This window comes from Alistipes shahii WAL 8301 (genome assembly GCF_025145845.1).
Taxonomy (GTDB): domain Bacteria; phylum Bacteroidota; class Bacteroidia; order Bacteroidales; family Rikenellaceae; genus Alistipes; species Alistipes shahii.
This window is the reverse complement of record NZ_CP102253.1, coordinates 1,557,005-1,578,575: the sequence shown is the minus strand read 5'-3', so window position 1 is coordinate 1,578,575 and position 21,571 is coordinate 1,557,005. Positions and strand designations below refer to the sequence as shown.

The 21,571-nt window shown below is 58.2% G+C and carries 22 protein-coding genes; 12 read left to right on the top strand and 10 right to left on the bottom strand.

Annotated features, from left to right (window positions below; translation table 11 throughout):
* Positions 1 to 37 precede the first annotated feature (37 nt).
* Positions 38 to 1,324 carry an MFS transporter gene (locus tag NQ492_RS06920; protein ID WP_015547013.1) on the top strand — a complete coding sequence of 429 codons (1,287 nt, stop codon included), beginning with the start codon at positions 38 to 40 and terminating at the stop codon, positions 1,322 to 1,324.
* 330 nt (positions 1,325 to 1,654) lie between these two features.
* Here NQ492_RS06920 and NQ492_RS06915 read toward each other — a convergent pair whose 3' ends face one another.
* The gene (locus NQ492_RS06915; RefSeq protein ID WP_015547014.1) at positions 1,655 to 1,963 is read right to left on the bottom strand and encodes a hypothetical protein; all 309 of its coding nucleotides are present in this window, start codon (positions 1,961 to 1,963) and stop codon (positions 1,655 to 1,657) included.
* 303 nt (positions 1,964 to 2,266) lie between these two features.
* Here NQ492_RS06915 and NQ492_RS06910 point away from each other — a divergent pair, with 303 nt between their 5' ends.
* The 6 genes from NQ492_RS06910 (at position 2,267) to NQ492_RS06885 (ending at position 5,883) form a co-directional block, all read left to right on the top strand.
* Complete coding sequence (locus NQ492_RS06910) at positions 2,267 to 3,049, top strand: HK97 family phage prohead protease (protein ID WP_015547015.1); 783 nt, start codon at positions 2,267 to 2,269, stop codon at positions 3,047 to 3,049.
* Positions 3,031 to 3,342, top strand: coding sequence for a hypothetical protein (locus tag NQ492_RS06905; protein ID WP_022062665.1), 312 nt, complete (start codon positions 3,031 to 3,033; stop codon positions 3,340 to 3,342). Before NQ492_RS06910 ends, NQ492_RS06905 begins: the two co-directional genes overlap by 19 nt.
* 28 nt (positions 3,343 to 3,370) lie before the next feature.
* Positions 3,371 to 4,249, top strand: coding sequence for a hypothetical protein (locus NQ492_RS06900; RefSeq protein ID WP_015547016.1), 879 nt, complete (start codon positions 3,371 to 3,373; stop codon positions 4,247 to 4,249).
* Positions 4,250 to 4,281: 32 nt separating this feature from the next.
* The gene (locus tag NQ492_RS06895; RefSeq protein WP_015547017.1) at positions 4,282 to 4,593 is read left to right on the top strand and encodes a hypothetical protein; all 312 of its coding nucleotides are present in this window, start codon (positions 4,282 to 4,284) and stop codon (positions 4,591 to 4,593) included.
* Positions 4,594 to 4,693: 100 nt separating this feature from the next.
* A complete protein-coding gene (locus NQ492_RS06890) occupies positions 4,694 to 4,936 on the top strand; it encodes a hypothetical protein (protein WP_044054295.1) in 243 nt (80 codons plus the stop codon).
* 617 nt (positions 4,937 to 5,553) lie between these two features.
* Positions 5,554 to 5,883 (top strand): S24 family peptidase, encoded by a 330-nt coding sequence (locus NQ492_RS06885; protein WP_015547018.1) that lies wholly within the window; start codon positions 5,554 to 5,556, stop codon positions 5,881 to 5,883.
* Positions 5,884 to 6,382: 499 nt separating this feature from the next.
* On the opposite strand, the gene rplS is transcribed toward NQ492_RS06885, so the two are convergent.
* Entirely contained in the window at positions 6,383 to 6,763 is a 381-nt protein-coding gene (gene rplS, locus NQ492_RS06880) for a 50S ribosomal protein L19 (protein ID WP_015547020.1), read from the bottom strand.
* 279 nt (positions 6,764 to 7,042) lie between these two features.
* Between rplS and surE the strand changes: the two genes are divergently transcribed.
* From surE to NQ492_RS06865, 3 genes are all read left to right on the top strand, one after another.
* Entirely contained in the window at positions 7,043 to 7,813 is a 771-nt protein-coding gene (gene surE / locus NQ492_RS06875) for a 5'/3'-nucleotidase SurE (RefSeq protein ID WP_044054297.1), read from the top strand.
* Positions 7,814 to 7,920: 107 nt separating this feature from the next.
* Positions 7,921 to 8,907 carry a sensor histidine kinase gene (locus NQ492_RS06870; protein ID WP_015547022.1) on the top strand — a complete coding sequence of 329 codons (987 nt, stop codon included), beginning with the start codon at positions 7,921 to 7,923 and terminating at the stop codon, positions 8,905 to 8,907.
* Positions 8,907 to 9,545, top strand: a complete 639-nt coding sequence (locus NQ492_RS06865) for a response regulator (protein ID WP_015547023.1) — start codon at positions 8,907 to 8,909, stop codon at positions 9,543 to 9,545. The genes NQ492_RS06870 and NQ492_RS06865 overlap by 1 nt, the downstream gene beginning before the upstream one ends.
* Positions 9,546 to 9,690: 145 nt before the next feature.
* Here NQ492_RS06865 and cls read toward each other — a convergent pair whose 3' ends face one another.
* Positions 9,691 to 11,106, bottom strand: coding sequence for a cardiolipin synthase (gene cls / locus NQ492_RS06860; protein WP_015547024.1), 1,416 nt, complete (start codon positions 11,104 to 11,106; stop codon positions 9,691 to 9,693).
* Positions 11,107 to 11,160: 54 nt separating this feature from the next.
* On the bottom strand, positions 11,161 to 12,165 hold the full coding sequence (locus NQ492_RS06855; RefSeq protein WP_015547025.1) for a DUF4837 family protein: 1,005 nt from the start codon (positions 12,163 to 12,165) through the stop codon (positions 11,161 to 11,163).
* A gap of 119 nt (positions 12,166 to 12,284) precedes the next feature.
* Here NQ492_RS06855 and NQ492_RS06850 point away from each other — a divergent pair, with 119 nt between their 5' ends.
* Together NQ492_RS06850 and efp are read left to right on the top strand one after the other, a co-directional pair.
* Positions 12,285 to 12,857 (top strand): polysaccharide deacetylase family protein, encoded by a 573-nt coding sequence (locus tag NQ492_RS06850; protein ID WP_015547026.1) that lies wholly within the window; start codon positions 12,285 to 12,287, stop codon positions 12,855 to 12,857.
* A gap of 109 nt (positions 12,858 to 12,966) precedes the next feature.
* Positions 12,967 to 13,554 (top strand): elongation factor P, encoded by a 588-nt coding sequence (efp, locus tag NQ492_RS06845; RefSeq protein WP_019152099.1) that lies wholly within the window; start codon positions 12,967 to 12,969, stop codon positions 13,552 to 13,554.
* A gap of 72 nt (positions 13,555 to 13,626) precedes the next feature.
* On the opposite strand, the gene NQ492_RS06840 is transcribed toward efp, so the two are convergent.
* The 6 genes from NQ492_RS06840 to NQ492_RS06815 form a co-directional block, all read right to left on the bottom strand.
* Entirely contained in the window at positions 13,627 to 15,528 is a 1,902-nt protein-coding gene (locus NQ492_RS06840) for a DUF4139 domain-containing protein (protein ID WP_015547028.1), read from the bottom strand.
* Positions 15,529 to 15,691: 163 nt separating this feature from the next.
* The gene (argH, locus tag NQ492_RS06835) at positions 15,692 to 16,990 is read right to left on the bottom strand and encodes an argininosuccinate lyase (RefSeq protein ID WP_022062671.1); all 1,299 of its coding nucleotides are present in this window, start codon (positions 16,988 to 16,990) and stop codon (positions 15,692 to 15,694) included.
* Entirely contained in the window at positions 16,968 to 18,047 is a 1,080-nt protein-coding gene (locus NQ492_RS06830; RefSeq protein WP_044054299.1) for a M20 family metallo-hydrolase, read from the bottom strand. The genes argH and NQ492_RS06830 overlap by 23 nt, the downstream gene beginning before the upstream one ends.
* 195 nt (positions 18,048 to 18,242) lie before the next feature.
* On the bottom strand, positions 18,243 to 19,016 hold the full coding sequence (gene argB, locus NQ492_RS06825; RefSeq protein WP_015547030.1) for an acetylglutamate kinase: 774 nt from the start codon (positions 19,014 to 19,016) through the stop codon (positions 18,243 to 18,245).
* Positions 19,016 to 19,972 (bottom strand): N-acetylornithine carbamoyltransferase, encoded by a 957-nt coding sequence (locus NQ492_RS06820; RefSeq protein WP_015547031.1) that lies wholly within the window; start codon positions 19,970 to 19,972, stop codon positions 19,016 to 19,018. The genes argB and NQ492_RS06820 overlap by 1 nt, the downstream gene beginning before the upstream one ends.
* Before the next feature lie 220 nt (positions 19,973 to 20,192).
* A complete protein-coding gene (locus NQ492_RS06815) occupies positions 20,193 to 21,323 on the bottom strand; it encodes an aspartate aminotransferase family protein (protein ID WP_015547032.1) in 1,131 nt (376 codons plus the stop codon).
* Positions 21,324 to 21,571 lie beyond the last annotated feature (248 nt).

Sequence of the window (21,571 nt, the reverse complement as noted above, 5' to 3'; positions counted from 1 at the left end):
CCCCCGAAACTTATTAACCTAAACATTGATAGATTTTATGGAACAAAAGAAAAATTACACCTTGCCCATCGTCATGATGTTCTTGCTCTTTGCAATGATCTCCTTCGTGACGGGACTTTCGAATCCGCTGGGCGTCATCGTGAAGAATCAGTTCGCCGTGGCGAACTGGATGTCCCAGCTGGGCAACTTCGCCAACTTCATCGCCTATGCCGTGATGGGCATTCCGGCGGGCATGATGCTCAAGCGCATCGGCTATAAGAAGACGGCGCTTGCCGCCGTGGCCGTCGGTTTCGTCGGCGTGGGCATCCAGTACCTTTCGGGCATTGCGGGCAGCTTCCCGGTCTATCTGATCGGCGCTTTCGTTTCGGGCTTCTCGATGTGTATGCTGAACACGGTCGTGAACCCGATGCTCAACACGCTGGGCGGAGGCGGCAAGAAGGGTAACCAGCTGATCCAGTTCGGCGGCTCGCTCAACTCGATTTCGGCGACCATCGTTCCGATCCTCGTGGGTTACCTGATGGGTAACGCGGCCAATGCGACGATCAGCGACGCGGCTCCCGCGCTGTGGATCGCCATGGGCATCTTCGCCGTGGTGTTCTTCGTGCTGGCGGCGGTCCGCATTCCCGAACCCTTCGCGATCCAGGACGCCAAGAGCGAGAAGAAGGACAAGCACAGCGCCATGTCGTTCCGTCACTTCGTGCTGGGTACGGTGGCCATCTTTATCTATGTAGGTGTCGAGGTGGGCATTCCCAACTTTATGAACCTGTTCCTGACCTCCACGCCCGACGCGGCGACCCCCGGTATCGGAATGGCTGCTGCTGCGGCCGGTTCGCTCGTGGGCACTTACTGGTTCCTAATGATGTGCGGCCGTCTGATCGGCGGCGTCATCGGCGGCAAGGTCTCGAGTAAGGCGCAGCTGACGGCGGTTTCCGTCGTGGCGCTGGTCTTCGTGCTGCTGGGCATCTTCGCTCCGATCGACACGATGGGCCGCATGCCGGTGTTCACGGGTACGGGCTTCGCCATGATCGAGGTTCCTATCGGCGTCATGTTCCTCACGCTGTGCGGTCTCTGCACGTCGGTGATGTGGGGCGGCATCTTCAACCTCGCCGTCGAGGGACTCGGCAAATACACCTCCATGGGTTCGGGTATCTTCATGGTGATGGTTTGCGGCGGCGGTATCCTTCCGCTGATCCAGGGCTATGTGGCCGACATCTCCAACTACCTGTCGAGCTACTGGGTGATCATCGCCGGTCTGGCCTACATGCTCTTCTATGCGCTCGTAGGTTCGAAGAATGTCAACAAGGATATTCCCGTAGAGGATTAATTCCCGATTTTAGAGGGCGTTTTTGCTCTTGCTCTCGTGCGGCGCGAATGGGACGTACTCCGGTACTGCCCGTCCGCGCCGCACTCGTTCGAGCGCCAGCCGGCATCTTTGCGGTCAAAAGCGCCGGAACGCTTTCCGCTCCGTTCATCACGGTGGGGCGGAACTATATCGGGCATTTCGAAAATTCCAGTCCAAAAACAGGAAATTTCAAAGTTCAGCCTTGAAATATCGACAAAAAAGTGGCAAAAATAAAAGACCCTTTAAACCGAGTTTAAAGGGTCTTTGTTTGGAATGTCATTGCAAGTTCGTTATACTTGCAATAAATTGGGGTTAGTCACACCATTTTACAACGGGAATATGGTAAGGAACAATTTTAATAGCACGCTCATCGCCATTTGTCATTGTTTCTATCGCTTCGTGCAACCACCGCAGAGTAACCATAGCTTCCGCGACATCCGAACGGCCCATATTTTCAGTGTCGCTCAAAATATACTCTGTAAGTGTGAAATAAATCAGTTTTAAATGTTTAGCGGCCGCTTTCGGATCGAGGTAGTCGGTTAGACATGCGACCAGTTCGTCGAAATTGTACTGATTAGCAAACTGCGCAACTTGTGCGGCATCTCGTTGATAGGTAAACATAGCTTATAAGATTTAGGAAATGAAAAAAAGCCACTCTAAGGTGTCCTACGCTCTTATAAGAAAGCGCTGGGGCGTTTCCACTACCCACACCATAAGTGGCTATAATTCTGTGATTTGTTTTTGCAAAAGGCATGACTTATAAGATTTAGGATATGCAAATATAGTAAAAGAGACGGAATAAAATACAAAGTTTATCAAAAAATCGGATTGCCAAGGGTTGAAAATAATTTGTATATAGGTTATAAACAATTTTTTGCCATGGCGCATATATGAAGGATATTTGTGCTATCCAAATACTTTTACATGACATACACATTTATCATCTCCGACGAAAGCGTCAATGCGGACGGCTTTGTTATTCAGACAAAGGGCATCCGCACGGAACGTTTTAAAAAGGATCCCGTGATGCTCTACATGCACGCACGGGAAAAAGGCGTTATAGGCCGCTGGGACAACATCCGGACCGAGGGTTCGCAATTGATTGCCGACGCCGTATTCGACGAAAATAACCCGCTCGGAAAAGAGGTTAAAGAGCGTGTAGACGGCGGCTTTCTGCGCTCGGCGTCTATCGGCCTGTCTGTTCTCAATTACGAGAGGATCGACGGCGTAGACACCGTAACGGACTGCGAACTGACCGAGGTGTCGATCGTCGATATCCCGTCCAATCGGAACGCCGTCAAACTGTTCGACAAAAGGGGGCTTATCGTATTGAGCCTTAAAGAATCGGCAGACGGGGACAAAGACCTGCGTACGCAACTGATCGAGGTGCTGAAACTGCCTGCAACAGCGACGGATGGGGTGATCATAGAAACCGTAACAGCCCTATCCGGTAATGCAGGCCCGGCGGAACCCGACACGGAAAAGGCCCTGCGGCTGGGGTATGTCGAATCGTCGCAGCTCATGCTCCTGAAACACATGGCACGGACCGACAAATCGGCATTCCGCAAGTTCATGCAGGACAAGGAGCAGGCCGCGGCGGTGGATATAGACAAAGAGTTGAAACAAGCCGTCAACCTCGGTAAATTCGGTATGCCTGACCGTGTGTATTCGAGCATATCGGCAAACAGTTGGGTGTCAAGGCTCTGAAGGAGGTCCTCGAAGTCATGCCCGAAAAGGTGTCGTTTGCGGCTTTCTTCGGCCCGAACCGCAACGACATGACCAACCGGGCCAACTGGGGACTGAAAGAATACCGCAAATACGATCCGCAGGCATTGAGCGATGATCCGGAGTTATACGCCCGCCTGCGGGAGAAAGAATACGGGGAAGAACAGGAACCGTATCATAACCTGGCCTATTACCGCAAACATAACCCCGAGTATCTGGCACAACATCCCGACCAATACGAGCGGTTGCTTGCCCGCGAACGTAAAAACAAGTAACGAACAATCAATTACAAATACAATATTTATGGCATTAAACAGAGAGGTCTGGATAGACCAGGTAAAAGAGGGTTTCTACCCCGACGACAGTTTCCTGCAAAAGGCGACGGACTATTCGCAGTTCGTGGATCACAACCGCCTGCACATCGCGTCGGCGGGTATCGACCCGAAGGTTTTGGTCAATAATACGACCTATCCTATCTCGGTGATCGGGCGTGATGACGAGGACAACGAAATCCGGCTCGACAAGTTCGAGACCGAAAACACCATCGTCCGCCGCCCCGAAGCGCTGGAGTACAGCTACGACAAACTCGAAAGCGTTATCGGCCAGCACCGTTCGACGCTCCGGGCAAGTGTGGCGACGAAAGCCGCGCACGCTTATGCCCCGGCGGAAGATACCGAAAACACTCCCGTAATTATCACGACGGGCGAAAGCATCACGGGCCGCAAGCGGTTGCGGTTTGCGGACATCCTCGCGCTGAAAGAGCGTTTCGACGATGTGGACGTACCGCTCGATGAACGTTATCTCGTGTTGCATCCGAAGCACGTTTCCGACCTGCTGCTCGAAGACCTCAAACTCTTCAAGGATCTGACGAGCATCAAAGACGGCGAGCCGCTGAAATTCGCCGGGTTCGGCTGTTACGCTTTCTCGCGCATGCCGACGTACCGCATGATGGACGGCGTGCTGAAAAAGGTCGCATTCGGAGCGGCAGCGGCCGAGGGAGACAGGTTCGCCTCGTTCGCGTTCTACGCAAAGGAGGTGATGAAAGCCGACGGAGATATTCACATGTACGCCACGGAGAACGACCCCAAAGAGCGTGTGACGATCGTAGGTTTCGACAAACGGTTCGTAGCATTACCGATCCGCGGCAAGGGCATCGGCGCGATTGTCAGCGCATCCGTTTAAAGGGCCTTTAAACCCGCTAAATTTCGTATATTATGGCATACAACAATAAGAACTACCTCGAAAAGATAAAACAGGCCGTAGAGGTGACAAAAGCGCACTATGAACCGGGGCGGCAGGATCGGAATCATCGGTGGGTATGGAACAATTATATTTATGATATGTTTCATGTCGGATATATCACATATCTGTCCTGGTTGCGCCGGGACCCTGATTATAGCGCTTATATCAAGCGGTTAAAAGCCGAACGCAGGGCGGATATGGAAGCGCGAAAGGCCGAGAGGATGAAGAACCCCCGCAGGGCACGCAGAACACCCGCGCAGCACCGGGTTAGAAAGGTGTCCTGACCTGTTCCCTGAAGACTGCGAAACCCGAACAGTTGCCGCCCGTCGATCATTTCGGCGGGCGGTATTATTTTCTATTCCAAAACTCCGGAAAACGTGGTCAATGAAAAGGGCCACTATTTTGACCACAAACGAAAATTCCGAAAAACGTGGTCAAATACAGAATATCAGCCAGCAAAAAATCAATACCAAAACTCCAAAAAACGCCTACAATTTAAACGTAGGCAAAATTGTAGGCCTAAATGTAGGCAAACGAAAACTCCAAAAAGCGCCTACAAATACAGACTATCGAATCACCAAAAAACAATACCAAAACTCCGAAAAACGCCATGTTTTCAAAACATAGCAAAGAGCATGGCGAAAAGCATGGCAAACGAAAACTCCCAAAAACGCCATGCTTTAAGGAGAAATTTTACTTACCAAAATTCCTTATCAAATACAGAATACCCGAAAGGCGTAGATAGCATTCGTTGAATGCAGATTGGTTGCTAACAGGTCGGGGAGAAATTTTGCTTACCAAAACTCCAAAAAACGTCACCTTTTACTGAATACCCGACAGGCGAAGAGAGTTTCGAGAAGAATGTCGCCGATGTTGCTGTAGATAAGGTTTTCAAACTGCGAACCGATCGCCTGATTGATCGTCAGCAGATACCTAATGGTATCTCCGAAGAAAATCTATTGAGATTTCTCTCATATTATAACGATGTAAATCCTATTTGGCTGTTGACTGGAGAAGGAGAAATTTTGCTTACCAAAACTCCAAAAAACGTCACCTTTTACTGAATACCCGACAGGCGAAGAGAGTTTCGAGAAGAATGTCGCCGATGTTGCCGTAGATAAGGTTTTCAAGTTGCGAACCGATCGTTTGATTGACCGCCAGCAGATACCTATATATGACATGGAGGCCGTCGCTGGTCTTGTTCCGCTGTTTGCAGACCAATACAGCCAGTCGATCGTCGGGTCATGGAGACGACACTGATCCCCAAATGCGACGGAGGACTGCGTATCGTAGGGGATTCGATGTACCCGCTGCTGAAAAGCGGAGACATCGTGTTTTACAAGCAGGTACATGACATCATGCACAGCATTATATGGGGTGAAATGTATCTGATTTCGTTCGACATTGACGGAGACGAGTACGTTTCGGTGAAATACCTGCAAAAATCCGATATACCTGATCACATCGTGCTGGTCAGCTATAACGAGCACCACAAACCGATGGAGATACACATCAACCGCATCCGGGCGCTTGCTTTTATCAAGGCGTCGCTGCGTCTGAACTCGCTCAAATAGGGGACAGATCGGTCATTATACTATAAAGCCCGCACAAACCACGTTTAAATGGTCGTGCGGGCTCGTCTTTGTGGTGAATTACCACTGAATATTGCGGTTACGCATTGAATTGGGGCGTTTCGCCTTGAAATTCCTGCACTGAAATTACGGTAAATTACGCAGCTAAAATTTGGCCGTTCTATCCTAACTATCTACTTTACAATCGTTTCATCTCTTTTATCCCTTTTGGAGTTTTCGTTCTGCCCCTTACAGAACCATCCCGGCTGACGCCCGAAATCGTCGCCAGCCTGGGACTCGCTCCGGAGGAGGTCGCAGCCCTGCACGGTCTGGTCGAACGCTGCAACGAGGCGGCTTTGGCCCGGCTCCAGGCTGAATACGATGCGCTGAAAAGACCGGCGGCATCGTTCTCTGACGTCTCCGGTCGGTTCCGCGCTTCTTTCGGACGCAAAAAAACAGGATGCCTTTTCAGACATCCTGTTTTCTCTTTCCGACCGCGGGATTATTTCTTCTCCGTGCGGGTCATGCGCTTCTCCTTGATGCGGGCCTTCTTGCCGGTCAGGTCGCGCAGGTAGTAGATGCGTGCGCGGCGTACGACACCGATCTTGTTGACCTCGATCTTGTCGATGTGAGGCGAGTAGAGGGGGAAGATACGCTCCACGCCCACGCCGTTCGAAATCTTGCGGATCGTGAACATCTTGGTCTTGCCCGAGCCTTTGATCTGGATAACCACACCGCGGAAGCTCTGCACGCGCTCCTTGTTTCCCTCGACGATCTTGTAGGAGACGGTGATCGTGTCACCGGCCTTGAACGACGGCACGTCGGCGTCCGTCTTGGGCCACATCTGCTCGTTGACGAGCTTGATGATTGCGTCTTTGTTCATTGTTGCAACAATTTTTGTGTTTCGCATTCGACATTCCCGCTGCGCCGGGGCTACCATACAGGTCCTTTGCCTGTAATCCCGCGAATTGGTTTTCGCTGCGTCTGAAGCATTCGCTTTCCGCCCGCCGTACCCGTCCGCATCTGCCGTAGCGCCCAATGGAAGAGGTTGATATACGCCCGAAAGGGACTGCAAATATAGGAAGAATTTTCCGAACGGTGCAACTATTGCATGAAAAAAGCGCGATATTATTCGTATCTTTGCGGGAAAACGATTGGAAAGATGAATGAAAGACTGATACTCGTAACCAACGACGACGGATACGATTCGAAAGGCATGGAGGCCGCCATAGAGGTCGCCCGGGCCTTCGGCCGCGTGGTGGTCGTGGCTCCCGAGACGACGCAGAGCGGCATGAGCCAAGCCATCACGATGTACAATCCGCTTTACCTGCGCCGCATCCGCGAGGAGGAGGGCGTTGCGGTTTACGCGTTCTCGGGAACGCCGGTCGACTGCGTCAAAATGGCCTTCGACTACCTGCTGCGCGACGAGCGCGTGGACATGGTGATCTCGGGCGTGAACCACGGCTCCAACTCGGCCGTCAACGTCCTCTACTCCGGGACGATGGGCGCCGCCATCGAAGGCAGCTTCTACGGCTGTCCGGCCGTCGGGCTGTCGCTCGACGACCACGGGGCCGACGCCGATTTCGCCGCTGCGGTGGTCTACGGCCGGCGGATCGTCGGCGACATCTTCGCCGCGGAGGTCGAACTGCCGCTGTGCCTGAACGTGAACGTTCCGGTCGGCAGCGTCGGGGAACTCAAGGGAATGAAACTCTGCCGCCAGAACCGCGGTTTCTGGCGCGAAGAGTTCTACCGCCACGAAGACCCCCGGGGCCGGGAGTATTTCTGGCTCACGGGCGAATTCGTCAACGGCGAGCCTGAAGCCACCGACACCGACGAATGGGCGCTGGCCAACAAGTACGTGGCGGTGGTTCCCGTGCAGGTCGATCTGACGGATTACCGCCAGCTGAAGAATCTGACGAAGGTCTTGAAGTGACCGGAGAGGGGCGCCGGACCGGAAAATCGGCGGAGAGCAGTCCGAAGGCGGCATTTTTAATGCTTAATTCTTAATTTTTAATTATTTTTGTCAAAAAATGTCCGCTTATGCTGATCAAGATCCTGTTAGTCATAGCCATCGTCATCCAATGCGTCGCCACGGGCTATGCCCTGCGGTTGGTGCGCACCACCAAATACAATTCGGTGTGGATTCTTTTCATCGTGGGCTTTTCGCTGCTGTCGGTCGAACGCCTCATCCAGCTGCTTCTCGTATCGGGCTTCGAGATCATTCCCCGCTGGTGGTTCGGTTATCTGGGGATCGTGATCTCGGTCTGCCTGTCGATCGGCGTGATGTACGCCCACAAGCTGTTCAAATACATCAACCGTCTGAACCGTCAGCGGTCGCTGCTCAACAAGCGTATCCTCACGGCCGTGCTCCGCACCGAGGAGAAGGCCCGGTCGCGTTTCTCGAAGGAGCTGCACGACGGTCTCGGGCCGCTGCTCTCTTCGGCCAAAATGTCGCTTACGGCCCTCGCGCGTGAGGAGCACGACGCCGAGCAGCGCGAGATCATCGACAATACGACCTATGTGATCGACGAGGCGATCCGCTCGCTGCGCGAGATTTCGAACAACCTTTCGCCCCACGTGCTCAACGATTTCGGGCTGGCGCGGGGCGTGCAGAACTTCATCGACAAGAGCGCTGCGATGCACGACGTGAAGATCCGTTTCACGACGAACCTCCGTTCGGAACGTTACGACACCGACATCGAGGTGATTCTCTATCGCGTGATCTGCGAACTGATCAACAACTCGCTCAAGCACGCCGCCTGCTCGGCGATCAACCTTTCGCTGTCGCAGAACGGCTCGGAGCTGACGCTCGACTATACCGACAACGGCCGCGGGTTCAATCCGCAGGCGATGATGGACTGCGGCATGGGGCTTTCGAACATCGCGTCGCGCATCAACTCGCTGGGCGGCACGTTCGACATCGCCTCGGCCAAGGGCAAGGGCATGCGCGCCGCCATCCGCGTCAATACGCAGGAGGAGCCTGCGCCGCTGAACCGCAACCACAACCGCAAACGCCGCCGCCGATAATGGAACCGTACAAGATCATCCTGGTCGACGACCATTCGCTTTTCCGCAACGGCCTGCGGGGGCTGCTCGAACGCTGTGCGGCGTGCCGCGTGGTCGGCGAGGCGGCCAGCGGCGAGGAGTTTCTGGCGATGCTCGGCGGCGTCGACGCCGATGTCGTGTTCATGGATTTCGCCATGCCGGGGCTGGACGGGGCGCAGACGACCGAGCGGGCGCTGGCGCAGCGTCCCGACCTCAAAATCATCACGCTCTCGATGTTCGGCGAGGAGAGTTACTATTCGCGCATGGTCGAAGCCGGAGCGCGGGGCTTTTTGCTGAAGGATTCCGACATCGGCGACGTGATCGAGGCTGTCGAGACGGTGGCTGCGGGCGGCAGCTATTTTTCGCCGCAGCTGCTCTCGTCGCTCACGGGACGCATGCGCACGCGGGAAGACGCCGCGGACGAACAGCTGTCGTCGCGCGAACGTGAAATCCTGGTGGCCGTCTGCCGGGGGCTGTCGAATCAGGAGATCGCCGACGAACTTTTCATCTCGAAGCGCACGGTCGACAAGCACCGCGCCAACATCCTCGAAAAAACCGGCTGCAAGAACACCGCGTCGCTGGTGGTCTATGCCATCCGCAACGGCATCGTCGACATTTAGGGTTCGATTTTATGCGGCAATTTCCGCACATCCCTCACGCGGGGCGAACGGGACGTATGTCGGTACTACCTGTCCGCCCCGCGTCTTACGATGCACAAAACTTGCCGGTCTAAAATCACCCCCCCCCTCCGCCTTTTAGGCGGGATTACAGCAGCGGCGAGAACACCCGCATCAGCGACTCCGCCCAGCGGCGCGGCCGCGGGCGGTTGAACCATTCTCCGGGCGTCAGGGCATGACAGCGCGAGGCGTCGTCTTCGAATACCCCGGCCATGCGGGCCGTGAACTCTCTGTCGTAGACAAAGGCGTTGACCTCGAAATTGTGTTCGAAGCTGCGGAAATCCATGTTCGCCGAGCCGATGACGGTCAGGGAGTCGTCGATGATCAGCAGTTTGGAGTGTAGGAAGCCGGGTTTGTAGAAGAGAATCTTCACCCCGGCCTTCATCATGTCGTCGAGATAGGAGTGCGACGCCAGGTCCACGACCTTCGAGTCGGAGCGCGCCGGGAGCATCAGCCTTACGTCGATGCCGGCCAGCGCCGCCACTTGCAGGGCCGAGTTCAGCACGTCGGACGGGAGGTAGTAGGGGGTCTGTATCCAGATTCGCTTCCGGGCGTTCGAGACGGCGTAACTGTCGGCCTGCAACAGTGCCCGCCACTTGCCGAACGGTCCGCTCGGCACGATCTGCAGGATGTCGTCCGTAAGGCGTTCCGCCGCGGGGTAGTACTCCGCGCCTGCGATGTGCCGCTTCGTGGTCGCCGACCAGTCGCTCAGGAACGACGCCTGCAACCCCGCCGCGCCGCTGCCCTCGATCCGGAAGTGGGTGTCGCGCCACGATCCCCACTCCGTGCCGCGGACGTAGCGGTCGGCGATGTTCATGCCGCCGATGAAGCCGACGCAGCCGTCGATGACGGCTATTTTGCGGTGGTTGCGGTAGTTGACCTTGCTGGTGAAAAGCGGGAACTTGACGTGCAGGAACGCGAACGCCTCGATTCCCTCGCGGCGCATCCCCTCGAAAAAGGACTTTTTCACGCCGCTGCACCCCACGTCGTCGTAGAGGATGCGCACCTCGACCCCTTGCCGGGCTTTCGCGACCAGCGCGTCGCGCAGGCGGCAGCCCGTCGTGTCGTCGCAGAAGATGTAATACTGGATGTGGATGTGGTGCTTCGCCCGGGCGATCTCCGCAAGCAGCGCCTCCATCTTCGACTTGCCGTCGGTGTAGGGCGTGATGCGGCTGCCGTAGAGCGGCACGGAGTGGATCGTCGCGGCGAGCAGCCGGGCCAGCGGGAGGTGCTCGTCCGGGATGTCGGGCCGTCCGTCGTCGAGAGCCTCTTCGAGCTGCATGGTGATGCGTTTGCGCGTGCGGCGCGAGATGATGCGCTGCTTGGAGAGGTTCTGTCCGAAGAAAAAGTAGAAGACCAGCCCCACGACCGGGGCGAACACCAGCACGATGATCCACGGCAGGGTCTTCAGCGGGTTCCGGTTGTCGGTGATGATGACCAGGACGATGCCGAGGATCGTGACCGTGTAGATTACAAGAAAGGCATATGTCAGTATCTGCTGCATATCCGTCGGTTTCTTCTCATCGCGCGGTTGGGCGTTGCGCGCCGGAAGCGGGGGTTACTGCCTGGGGAAACGCACCGAGTAGAGCAGGTGTTCGAGTCCCCGCATGTAGTTGCGCTTGCGGGGTTTGTTCAGATCGGGGGCGTAGACGTAGCAGTCGAGCGTGAAGACGCGGTTGGTGGCCGTGTCCACGGTCGTATAGCTGACGAACGGGCCTCCCATGAAGTCGCCGTGCACGTCCCAGAATCCGCGGAGTTCGCACCACAGGCGTCCCTCCATGCGGAACAGGCGGTAGTCGGGGGCGAAAGCGTCCGAAGTGATCATGTACGAACCCTCCGACGGGCCGGGAATCTGCGCCGCGTACTTGTTGCGTGCGGCTACCAGCGCCTCTTCCGTGAGCGACTGCTTGCCTTCGTAGGGGTAGGAGTAGATGAAGAATCCCTGACTGGCGGTCGGGTACTCGTTGCGCGCCCAGATGAAGTCGGGTTTCTGTGCGGCCAGCGTGTAGCCCTTCGGAACCTTCATCTCCACGCCGAACGTTTTGAGAATGGCCGACTCGATGCCGGGGTTGCCATAGGTCTCGTTGGCCTTCACGGCGCGGTCGCGTTCGGCCTTTTCGAGCGCATAGACGAGGTTCTCCCGGTTTTCCGCGAGGTATTTCACCAGCGCTCCGTCGCTGGGGCCTTGCAGCGTCATCACGATCTGCGGATCGGACGTCACGTCGTACTGCACGGCGGTCGTGGTCTCCTTCAGCTCCGGATCGACCAGAATCTTGAGAATGTTGCGGTGATCGGCGACCATGCCCGTGAAGCCGCGTTCGGTGACGCGCAACACGTCGAAGATCGGCTCGATCTGGTTCAGATAGGGCACCGGGGCGGTGAAGATCGCGCGCAGCGAATCTCCGACCTCGCCCGTCCACTCCGCCTGGGGACATACCACGATCAGTTCGTAGGGTTTTCCCTGTGCACTTTTTTTCGAATTGTTCAGGGTCTTGAAGGCGTCGCAGCCTGCTGCCGTCGCGACGATCAGCGCTGCGATCGTTATCCGGAAAAGCGTTTTCATAGTCGGTCGATTCGAGTTGTCTTTATCACAAATATACGTATATTTTTCCAAATGGCGCGGAATTTCACTATTTTTGCCGCGTTATGCGTTTGAAACCGCCAAAAATAGTCCGGCGCCTGATGCCGGACCTGATCTGGGAGATCGACGACGAGGACGGCGTGTTCCTGACTTTCGACGACGGTCCCACGCCGGGCGTCACGGAGTGGATTCTTTCGACGCTGGACAAGTACGATGCCAAAGCGACCTTCTTCGTGCTGGGCAAGAACGTCGAGATGTATCCCGACCTCTACAAGCGCATTCTCGACGCCGGGCACAAGGTGGGCAACCACACCTATTCGCACCAGAAGGGATGGGGCATGAGCCTCGAACGCTATACGGAGGATGTCGATTTTGCCAACGATCTGATCCACAGTGAACTGTTTCGTCCGCCCTATGCGCGCATCACCCCGGCGCAGGCGCGTTTCCTGGGCCAGCGTTACAAACTGGTGATGTGGGACATCATCTCGCGCGACTACAACCGCCGCCTGTCGCCCCGCACCTGCCTGAAGAACGTCACGAAACACCTCGCGCCGGGCGCCATCGTGGTGTTCCACGACAGCGAAAAGGCCTTCCGCAACATGCGTTACGCACTTCCCCGTACGCTGGAAAAGATCCGGCAGATGGGCCTCAAATGCAAGGCGATAGAGCTTTGAGGCCGTTCTGCGGGCGTTTGCAGCGGGCCGTGGCCCCGGGAATAGGAATTTCCGGATTTTTTTCGTAACTTCGCGGCGCGAAAAAACAACAATTATAAACCATATTCCTATGACAATTACAGCAGCTGACATCAAGATCGGCATGTGTATCGAAATGGACGGCAAGACGTTCCTTGTGGTCGATTTCCAGCACTGCAAACCGGGCAAAGGCCCTGCCTTCGTCCGTTCGAAACTCAAGAATCTGGAAAACGGCCGCGTGCTGGAAAACACCTTCTCGTCGGTAAGCCAGAAGATCGAGCAGGTGCGCGTCGAGCGCCGTCCTTATCAGTTCACCTACGAGGATGATCTGGGAGCGCATTTCATGCACACCGAGACTTTCGAGGAGATCAACATCGACCGGAACCTGATCAACAACTACGACCTGATCACCGACGGTCAGATCGTCGAGGTGATGTTCCACACCGAGAAGGAGGCCGTTCTTTCGGCCGAACTTCCTCCGATCGTCGATATGGAGGTGATCTACACCGAGCCGGGCATCAAGGGCGACACGGCGTCGACCAACTCGCTGAAACCCGCGACGGTGAACTCCGCGACGGCGAAGGACGGCGCCACGATCCGTGTGCCGCTGTTCATCAACACGGGCGACAAGATCCGTGTCGACACCCGCACCCGTGAGTACTACGAGCGCATCAAATAGGCGGAAGTTACGGCTTCGAAAAAAGGGAGGACGATGCAGTCCTCCCTTTTTCGTTTCCCTCCCCTCTTCGGGTCACTCGATTGTCAGGCTGCGGCCTTTGGGATATTTCACGGCGTAGCGCAGGCACAGTTCGCGCTGCTCGCCGGGTTTCAGCTCCAGCCTCCAGGTGACGATGCCGCTCTCCTTGTCCAGTTGGCCTCCGCTCAACTCCTCGGCCGATACGGCGATGGCGCTGTTGCGCGATACGGGCAGCTGGTCGGCGAGCGTCAGCACGACGGGTTCCGGGCGTGTGTTGCGCACGGAGAACTTCCACGCCACGGTCTGTGTCTGGTTCGAACCGATGGCGCGGCGCGACGAATAGTCGTTCTCTTTGGTGCGTTCGATGCGGATGCTTCGGTCGCGGCCCATCGAGAAGCGGAGTGTGTCGCTCGTCTGACCGGGATCGAGGATGCTCTTGCCGACGAACGTGTTTTCGAAATAGACGTTCGCCTCGCCCTGCAACAGGTTGAGTCTCTCCCAGCCGGTGGCCTCCGCCACGAGGAAGGCGTCCTTGTCGATCTTCGGCGTGCTCTGGTAGATATAGGCGGCCGGCAGGTCGAACCTCCCGATTTCGGCTGCGACGCTCTTGCCGTCTGAAGGGATGGTGTAGGGCTGTCTGATTTCGAACTCGTAGCCCAGCTGGCTCTGCGTCTGCTCCACCTCCATCACGGCGCTCTCGGCGTCGAAGTCTGCAAAATCGACTTCCGCCACCTTTCTGTCCGAAGCCGCTGTGCCGCGAATCCGGACACCCGGTGCGGCGCCTGCCAGTTGATTCGAGACGCCGTATCCCATGACGACCACGTCGTCCACCTTCGTCGCGTCCTCCTGCATCACGACGTTCATCGTGTTGCCCGTGATTCGCTCCGTTCGGGGTATGTAGCCGACGTAGCTGAATTGCAGGCTGGAAGCACCGTTGGGAACGGTGATCGAGTAGCTGCCCCGGGTGTCGGTGACGGCGCCGATGGTCGTGCCGGGAATCAGGACGGTCGCTCCGGGCAGGGGTTTGCGCTGATGGTCGAGGACTGTTCCCGACACGGTGTTGTTCGTCATGTTGAGGTTGTAGCGGGGCGGGACGAGACCGTAGTCGAGCCGCCAGGTCTGCAATTTCGGGGCGATGCTCCCGGTATTGGGGTTCGACGAGGAGAGCGTCAAGGCGACGTTCTTCCACTCCTCTCCGGTGTTCTGGAAAATATTGGCCTTGTAGGAGATCTCCACCGGCTCCGACAACCCGCCCGAACGGATGTCGTACGAGGGGAACCAGCCGGCGTTGCGGACGTAGTAGGTCAGCGTGAACGACGCCTTGCAGGTCGCGGGGGCTTCGATCCGCACCTCCACTTCGCTCATCGGGTCCGACTGTCTGCCGCCCAGATTCACCAGTTCGGCCAGAATCTGCCGTCTGCGCTCGTTGATTTTCTCCTCTTCCGCGTCGAGGGAGAGCGCCTTGCTTTTCAGCGCTTCCAGCCGTGCGGCATAGTACTCGTTCAGCTCCCTGATGGCGGCCAGCGGGGTGGCGACGTTCCGGTTGGCGACCGAGCAGTTCGTTTTCAGCAGTTCGCTCTCCGCATCCACGACCTCGCGCGAGGCCTTCAGCCGGTCCAGCTGCTGCTGCGTTTTGTCGATCTCCTGTTCCAGCGTCTGCCGGCGGGTCGAGCGTTCGAGACTGTCGGTGTGGTTGAAAAGCCGGTTGACGGCCGTCACCGTGAATGGGCCTTTGGCGCTGACCTGCATGCTCTTGTCATCCAGATAGGGCGACAGGCCGGTGAATACGACCGTCGAATTTCCGGCCGGGAGGTCCACCTGCCGGGTGCGCGTCACCTGCGCCCCGTCGATGAACAGGGTCACTTTTTCAACGGAGGTCTTGACTTTCTGCGGTCCGGCGACGGCCGAAATAGCTGCGGACAACGCCAGCAGCAACAGCATGCGTTTCAGATTCATTGCTTTGTCGGTTTGGGTTGGTTACAGACAAAGTTAGTCAATTATTCCGAACGGCCAAACATCCGCGCCTGTTGCCCGCACCGCGCCTGCATCTCGCCGCCGCGTCTGTTGCCTGTCCGCGCCTGCTTTTCGCCGCCACGCCTGTTGTCCGCCCGCGCCGCGCCTACTCGAACTCCTGCATCACGCGCTCCATCTTGCGGCGGATCTGGGCCGTGCAGAGGTTGCCGATGCTGCCTTCGTGGGTGTGGCGCACCTCGCGTGTTGGCGTGTATTCGCCCCTTTGGACGGCCATGCCCACCTGCTTGTAGGCTTCGCGGAAGGGCGTGCCCGCCAGCACCATCCGGTTGACGTCCTCCACCGTGAACAGATAGTCGTATTTTTTGTCGTCGAGGATGTGCTCGTTGACGCGGATGTGCGCAAGCATGAAGTCGCACATCGCGAGCGTGCGTTTGATCTCCGTCGTCGCCGGGAAGAGGATGTCCTTCAACAGTTGCAGGTCGCGGTGGTAACCCACGGGGAGGTTGGTCGTCAGCAGCGCGATCTCGTTGGGAACCGATTGCAGGCGGTTGCAGCGTCCGCGCATGATCTCGAAGACGTCGGGATTCTTCTTGTGGGGCATGATGCTCGACCCGGTGGTCAGCTCGTCGGGCAGCGACACGAACCCGAAATTCTGGCTCATAAACAGACATACGTCCATCGCCAGCCGGCCGATCGTCGCGGCCACGGCGGCGATGGCGGCTGCTGCGGCGCGTTCGCTCTTGCCGCGGCTCATCTGCGCCGCCACGACGTTGTAGTGCAGCTCCTCGAAGCCCATCAGACGGGTGGTCATCGTGCGGTCGAGCGGGAACGACGAGCCGTATCCGGCGGCCGATCCCAGCGGATTCTGGTTGGCGATGTGCCACGCCGCGGCCACCAGACGCATGTCGTCCGCGAGCGTCTCGGCATAGGCCCCGAACCACAGTCCGAACGACGAGGGCATGGCGATCTGGAGGTGGGTGTAACCCGGCATCAGCACCTCCTTATACTTTTCGCTCTGCTCCTGCAACCGGTCGAAGACCCTCTTCACGGCGTCGGCCACCTGCCGCAGTTCGTCGCGCAGGAACAGTTTGAGGTCCACGAGGACCTGATCGTTGCGCGAACGCCCCGAGTGTATTTTCTTGCCCGCGTCGCCCAGCCGGCGGGTGAGCATCAGCTCGACCTGCGAATGAACGTCCTCCGTGCCGGGTTCGATCTCGAAACGCCCGGCTTCGATCTCCGCGGCGATCTCTTTCAGCCCTGCGGTGAGTTTTTCGAGTTCTTCCGCCGTCAGCAGCCCGATGGTCTCGAGCATGGCGATATGCGCCAGCGACCCTTCGACGTCGTAGCGCGCCAGGCGCATGTCCAGTTCGCGGTCGTCGCCCACGGTGTATTCCTCGATCATTTTGTCCGGCTCGTAGCCTTTATCCCAAAGTTTTCCAGCCATATTCCTGTGCTAATTTTCCGATGTACTTTTCATAAACGGCGATTCCCTCCGCGATCTCCTCGAGGAGGACGAATTCGTCGGCCGTGTGCGACCGCGACGATTGTCCGGGACCCATCTTGAGTGCCGGGAAGGGCATCAGCGTGCGGTCCGAAGTGGTCGGCGAAACATAGGTTTCGCGTCCCGCGGCGACTGCGGCCTTCACCAGCGGATGTTCCCCGCCGACCGCCGCGGCGCGGATGCGCGTCGACCGCGGCACGGCCTCGGAGCGGAGGGCCGCCCGCAGGATCCCGACCGTCTCCTCGTTCGAGTAGGCGTCCGTGGTGCGGACATCCACGACGAAGCGGCACGTGTCGGGCACGACGTTGTGCTGCGTGCCCGCCTCGATCTGCGTCACCGCAATGCCGATGGGTCCTAACAGTTCCGATTCCCGTCCGAAGCGGAAAGAGCGCAGCCGCGCGATGTCGTCCAGCGCGATGTAGAGGGCGTTGACCCCTTCGCCGCGCGCCGCATGGCCGCTCCGGCCGTGCGCCGTGCAATCCAGAACGACCAGTCCCCGTTCGCCTGTTGCGGCCTGCATCCCCGTCGGTTCGCCCACCAGCGCCATGTCCACTTTCCCCAGAACGGGCAGCAGGGCGCGGATGCCGTTTTCGCCCATGCACTCCTCCTCGGCCGAGATTCCCAGCACGAGGTTGAAGGGCAGCGGACGCGTGCGGAACGTGAGAAAAGTCTCCAACAGACATACCACCGAAGCCCCCGCGTCGTTGCTTCCCAGTCCGTAAAGTTTTCCGTCCTCGACGGTGGGCGCATAGGGGTCCCGCGTGTACGATGCCGCCGGGCGCACCGTGTCGTGGTGCGAATTCAGGAGCAGCGTCGGTCGTGCGGGGTCGAACCCCTCGGCCCGTGCCCAGACATTGTTCGCAAGCCGTTCGGGCGCCGCTCCGCGTTGGGCGAGGAATGCGTGGAGCAGGTCTGCCGTGCGCGCCTCGTCGCGTGAGCGGGAGGGCGTCGCGATGAGCTGTTTTAAGAGTTCTACGACCTCTGTGATGTGTGCGTCCAAATTTTGAATTTTAATAGAATTAGCTACATTCGTGTTGCAATCGACTGCGGTTCGGAACGACGCCATCCCCCTCCCTGAAGGAGGGCCGGGGTGGGGTCGGATTTGAATACGACGCCGAAGGCGGCGAGTACGGCGGCTGACAGCATCCGGGGCATGGATCAGGCAATTACGACATCGAACTATTCTAATTGTGAATTATGAATTCCGGATCACCGTTCCGATTCCGTTCGACAGGTTTTCGGAGCTTCGGATCGTCACGCTCCGCACCCCTTTTTCGACGGCTTTCAGGGCGTTTTCGATCTTGGGGATCATCCCTTTGCTCACGACGCCGTCGGCCTTGAGCGGCGGATAGGTTGCGGCCGTGATCTCACGGATCAGCGACGTGTCGTCGTCCGGGTTGCGCAGAACCCCGGCTTTCTCGAAGCAGAAAACCAGGTCTGTCGGGGCGATTTCCGCCGCGCCCAGCGCTACGGCCGAAGCCACGCTGTCGGCGTTGCAGTTCAGCAGGGTCCCTTTTCCGTCGTGCATGATGGCCGAGAAGACGGGTGCCATGCCGTCTTCGAGCAGCCTGCGCAGCAGCGCGGAGTCCACCCGTTCGATGTCGCCCACGAACCCGTAGTCGACCGGCTGGGGGCTGCGGCGCCGGGCCGTGACGGCGTTTCCGTCGGCGCCCGACAGCCCGAGGGCGTTGCATCCTGCGGCCTGCAATCCGGCCACCGCCTGCTTGTTGATAAGCCCGGCGTAAACCATCGTCACCACGTCAAGCGTTCCCTTGTCGGTGATGCGGCGTCCGTCGACCATCTGCACCTTCAGCTCCAGCCGCTCGGCCAGCCGCGTGGCCAGTTTTCCGCCTCCGTGCACGAGTATTTTGGGGCCTTCCAGCGCGGCGAACTCCTTCAGGAAGCGCTTCATCGCCGCGGGGTTGTCGATGACGTTGCCGCCTATTTTTACGACTGTGATCCGTTCCATCAGTTCAGACCCTCCAGCAGTCGTTTGAGTACCACCTGGGCCGCGATCTCGCGGTTCGCGGCCTCGGGGATCACCAGCGAACGGGGCGATTCGATCACCTCGTCCGTGACGATCATGTTGCGCCTTACGGGCAGGCAGTGCATGAAGCGGGCGTTGTTCGTGAGCGCCATCTTCTCCGCATCGACCGTCCATGCGCGGTCGCGCGACAGCACCTTGCCGTAATTGGGGTCCGTATAGGCGGCCCAGTTCTTGGCGTAGACGAAGTCGGCGCCTTCGAGGGCCTTGCGCTGGTCGTATTCGACGCGCGCCGCGCCCACGAACTTCGGGTCCAGTTCGTACCCTTCGGGGTGGGTGATGACGAAATCGTAGTCCGCGGCGTTCATCCACTCGGCGAACGAGTTGGGCACGGCCTGCGGCAGGGCGTTGGGGTGCGGCGCCCAGGTCATCACGACCTTCGGACGCTCCACGGCCTTGTGCTCCTCGATGGTGATCAGGTCGGCGAAACTCTGCAACGGGTGGCGCGTCGCGGCCTCCATCGAGAAGACCGGACGGCCCGAGTGGCGGATGAACTGCTCCAGCACGCGTTCCTCGTAATCCTCGGCTTTGTCCTGAAACCGTGCGAACGATCTTACGCCGATCACGTCGCAGTACGATCCCATGACCGGAATGGCTTCGAGCAGGTGTTCGGCCTTGTCGCCGTCCATCACCACACCCCGCTGGGTTTCGAGTTTCCACGCCCCCTGGTTGACGTCGAGGACCATGACGTTCATGCCGAGGTTCATGGCGGCCTTCTGGGTTGAAAGCCGCGTGCGGAGGCTTGAATTGAAGAAGAGCATCAAAAGGGTCTTGTTGCGCCCCAGTCCCGTGAACTGGAAGCGGTCGCGCTTGATCTCCAATGCTTCGGCGACAGCCTGACGAAGGTCGCCGATGTCTTCTACGCAGGTGAATTTATCCATGGATTCGTTTTTTTGTTTTTTGTTAAATTATCTGGCTTCCATCTCGGAAGGCTGTCTCTGGATCGTCCTCTAAACCCCGCCTTTTAGGCAGGCGGCAGCTCGCGGGGGAATGCTATGAAGCAACGCGCAATAGCAGGCCTTCGCAGGGCGGAGCTGCGGCCTGCCGGCGTAAAACGCCTGTTTTATGGGGTCCGGAGCAAAAGTCGGCCTTTTTCACCTTTCACTTTTCACCTTTCACCTTGTCGAACGCCGTGAGGAAGCGGTCCGCCATCTCTTTTGTCAAGCACAGCGCCGGCAGCAGCCTGACGGTCGAAGCTCCCGCCCCGCCCGTGAAGATGTGCTTGTCGAAAAGCAGTTTCTTGCGCAGCTCCGGACCCGATCCGTCGATCTCTATGCCGATCATCAGGCCGCGTCCGCGCACCTCTTTCAGTCCGCCGATCTTGTGCAGTTCGGCCAGAAGGTAGTCGCCGATCTCGGCGGCGTTTTCCACCAGAGCGTCGCGCTCGATCACCTCCAGCACGGCGATGGCCGCCGCACAGGCCAGGTGACTGCCGCCGAAGGTGGTTCCCAACAGCCCCGGACGCGCCTCGAAGTGGGGCGCTATGAGCACGCCGCCGATCGGGAATCCGTTGGCCATGCCTTTGGCCGTGGTGATCAGGTCGGGGCGGATGCCGGCGGCCTGGTGGGCGAAGAAGCGGCCCGTGCGGCCGTATCCCGACTGGATTTCGTCGAGCACCAGCTGCGTCCCGGTCTCGGTCGCCGCGGCGCGCACGGCGCGCAGGAACTCGTCCGTCGGGCAGTGGATGCCCGCAACGCCCTGAATGCCCTCGACGATCACCGCCGCGAACTCCCGCGTGGCGAGCTTCGCGCGCATCGCCCCGATGTCGTTCAGGGGGGTGAACTCCACGTTCGGCGTGCGGTTGAAGGGCGACGAGATCGCCGGATTGTCCGTCACGGCGACGGCTCCCGACGTGCGGCCGTGGAAGGCCTTCGAGATGGCGAGCGCCTTCGACCGGCCCGTGTGGAACGACGCCAGTTTCAGGGCGTTCTCGTTGGCCTCGGCCCCCGAGTTGCAGAGGAAAAGGCGGTAGTCGTCGTAACCCGAGATGCGGCCCAGTCTCTCCGCCAACTTCACCTGAAGCGAATTCTCGACCGAGTTGGAGTAGAATCCGAGACGTGCGACCTGCTCCTGCACGGCCCGCACGTAGTCGGGCTGCGCATGCCCGATCGAGATCACGGCATGGCCGCCGTAAAGGTCGAGGTACTCGGTTCCCGCCGCGTCGTAGACGTAGCAGCCCTTGCCCCTCACCGGTTCGATCGGATATAACGAATATACGTTGAAAAGTTCCATATGTACAAATTTACATTTATTGTCTTAATCGCAGTCTTTGACCGCGAAATTCTTTGTACTTTTTGGACGCAAAAAGTACAGATCGCAGTCTGCGACTGGTGTTGTTTGCCGCTTTTTGGTCGGCTGTTAACCGCGGTCTTCGCCCGCGGGGTACTTTGTACTTTTTGGCCGCAAAAAGTACCAAAAGCTCTCCGGCGGATGCCTCTGCCTATGCCGTCCCGGCTAACGCTGGCTCCGGGCGCCCGCCT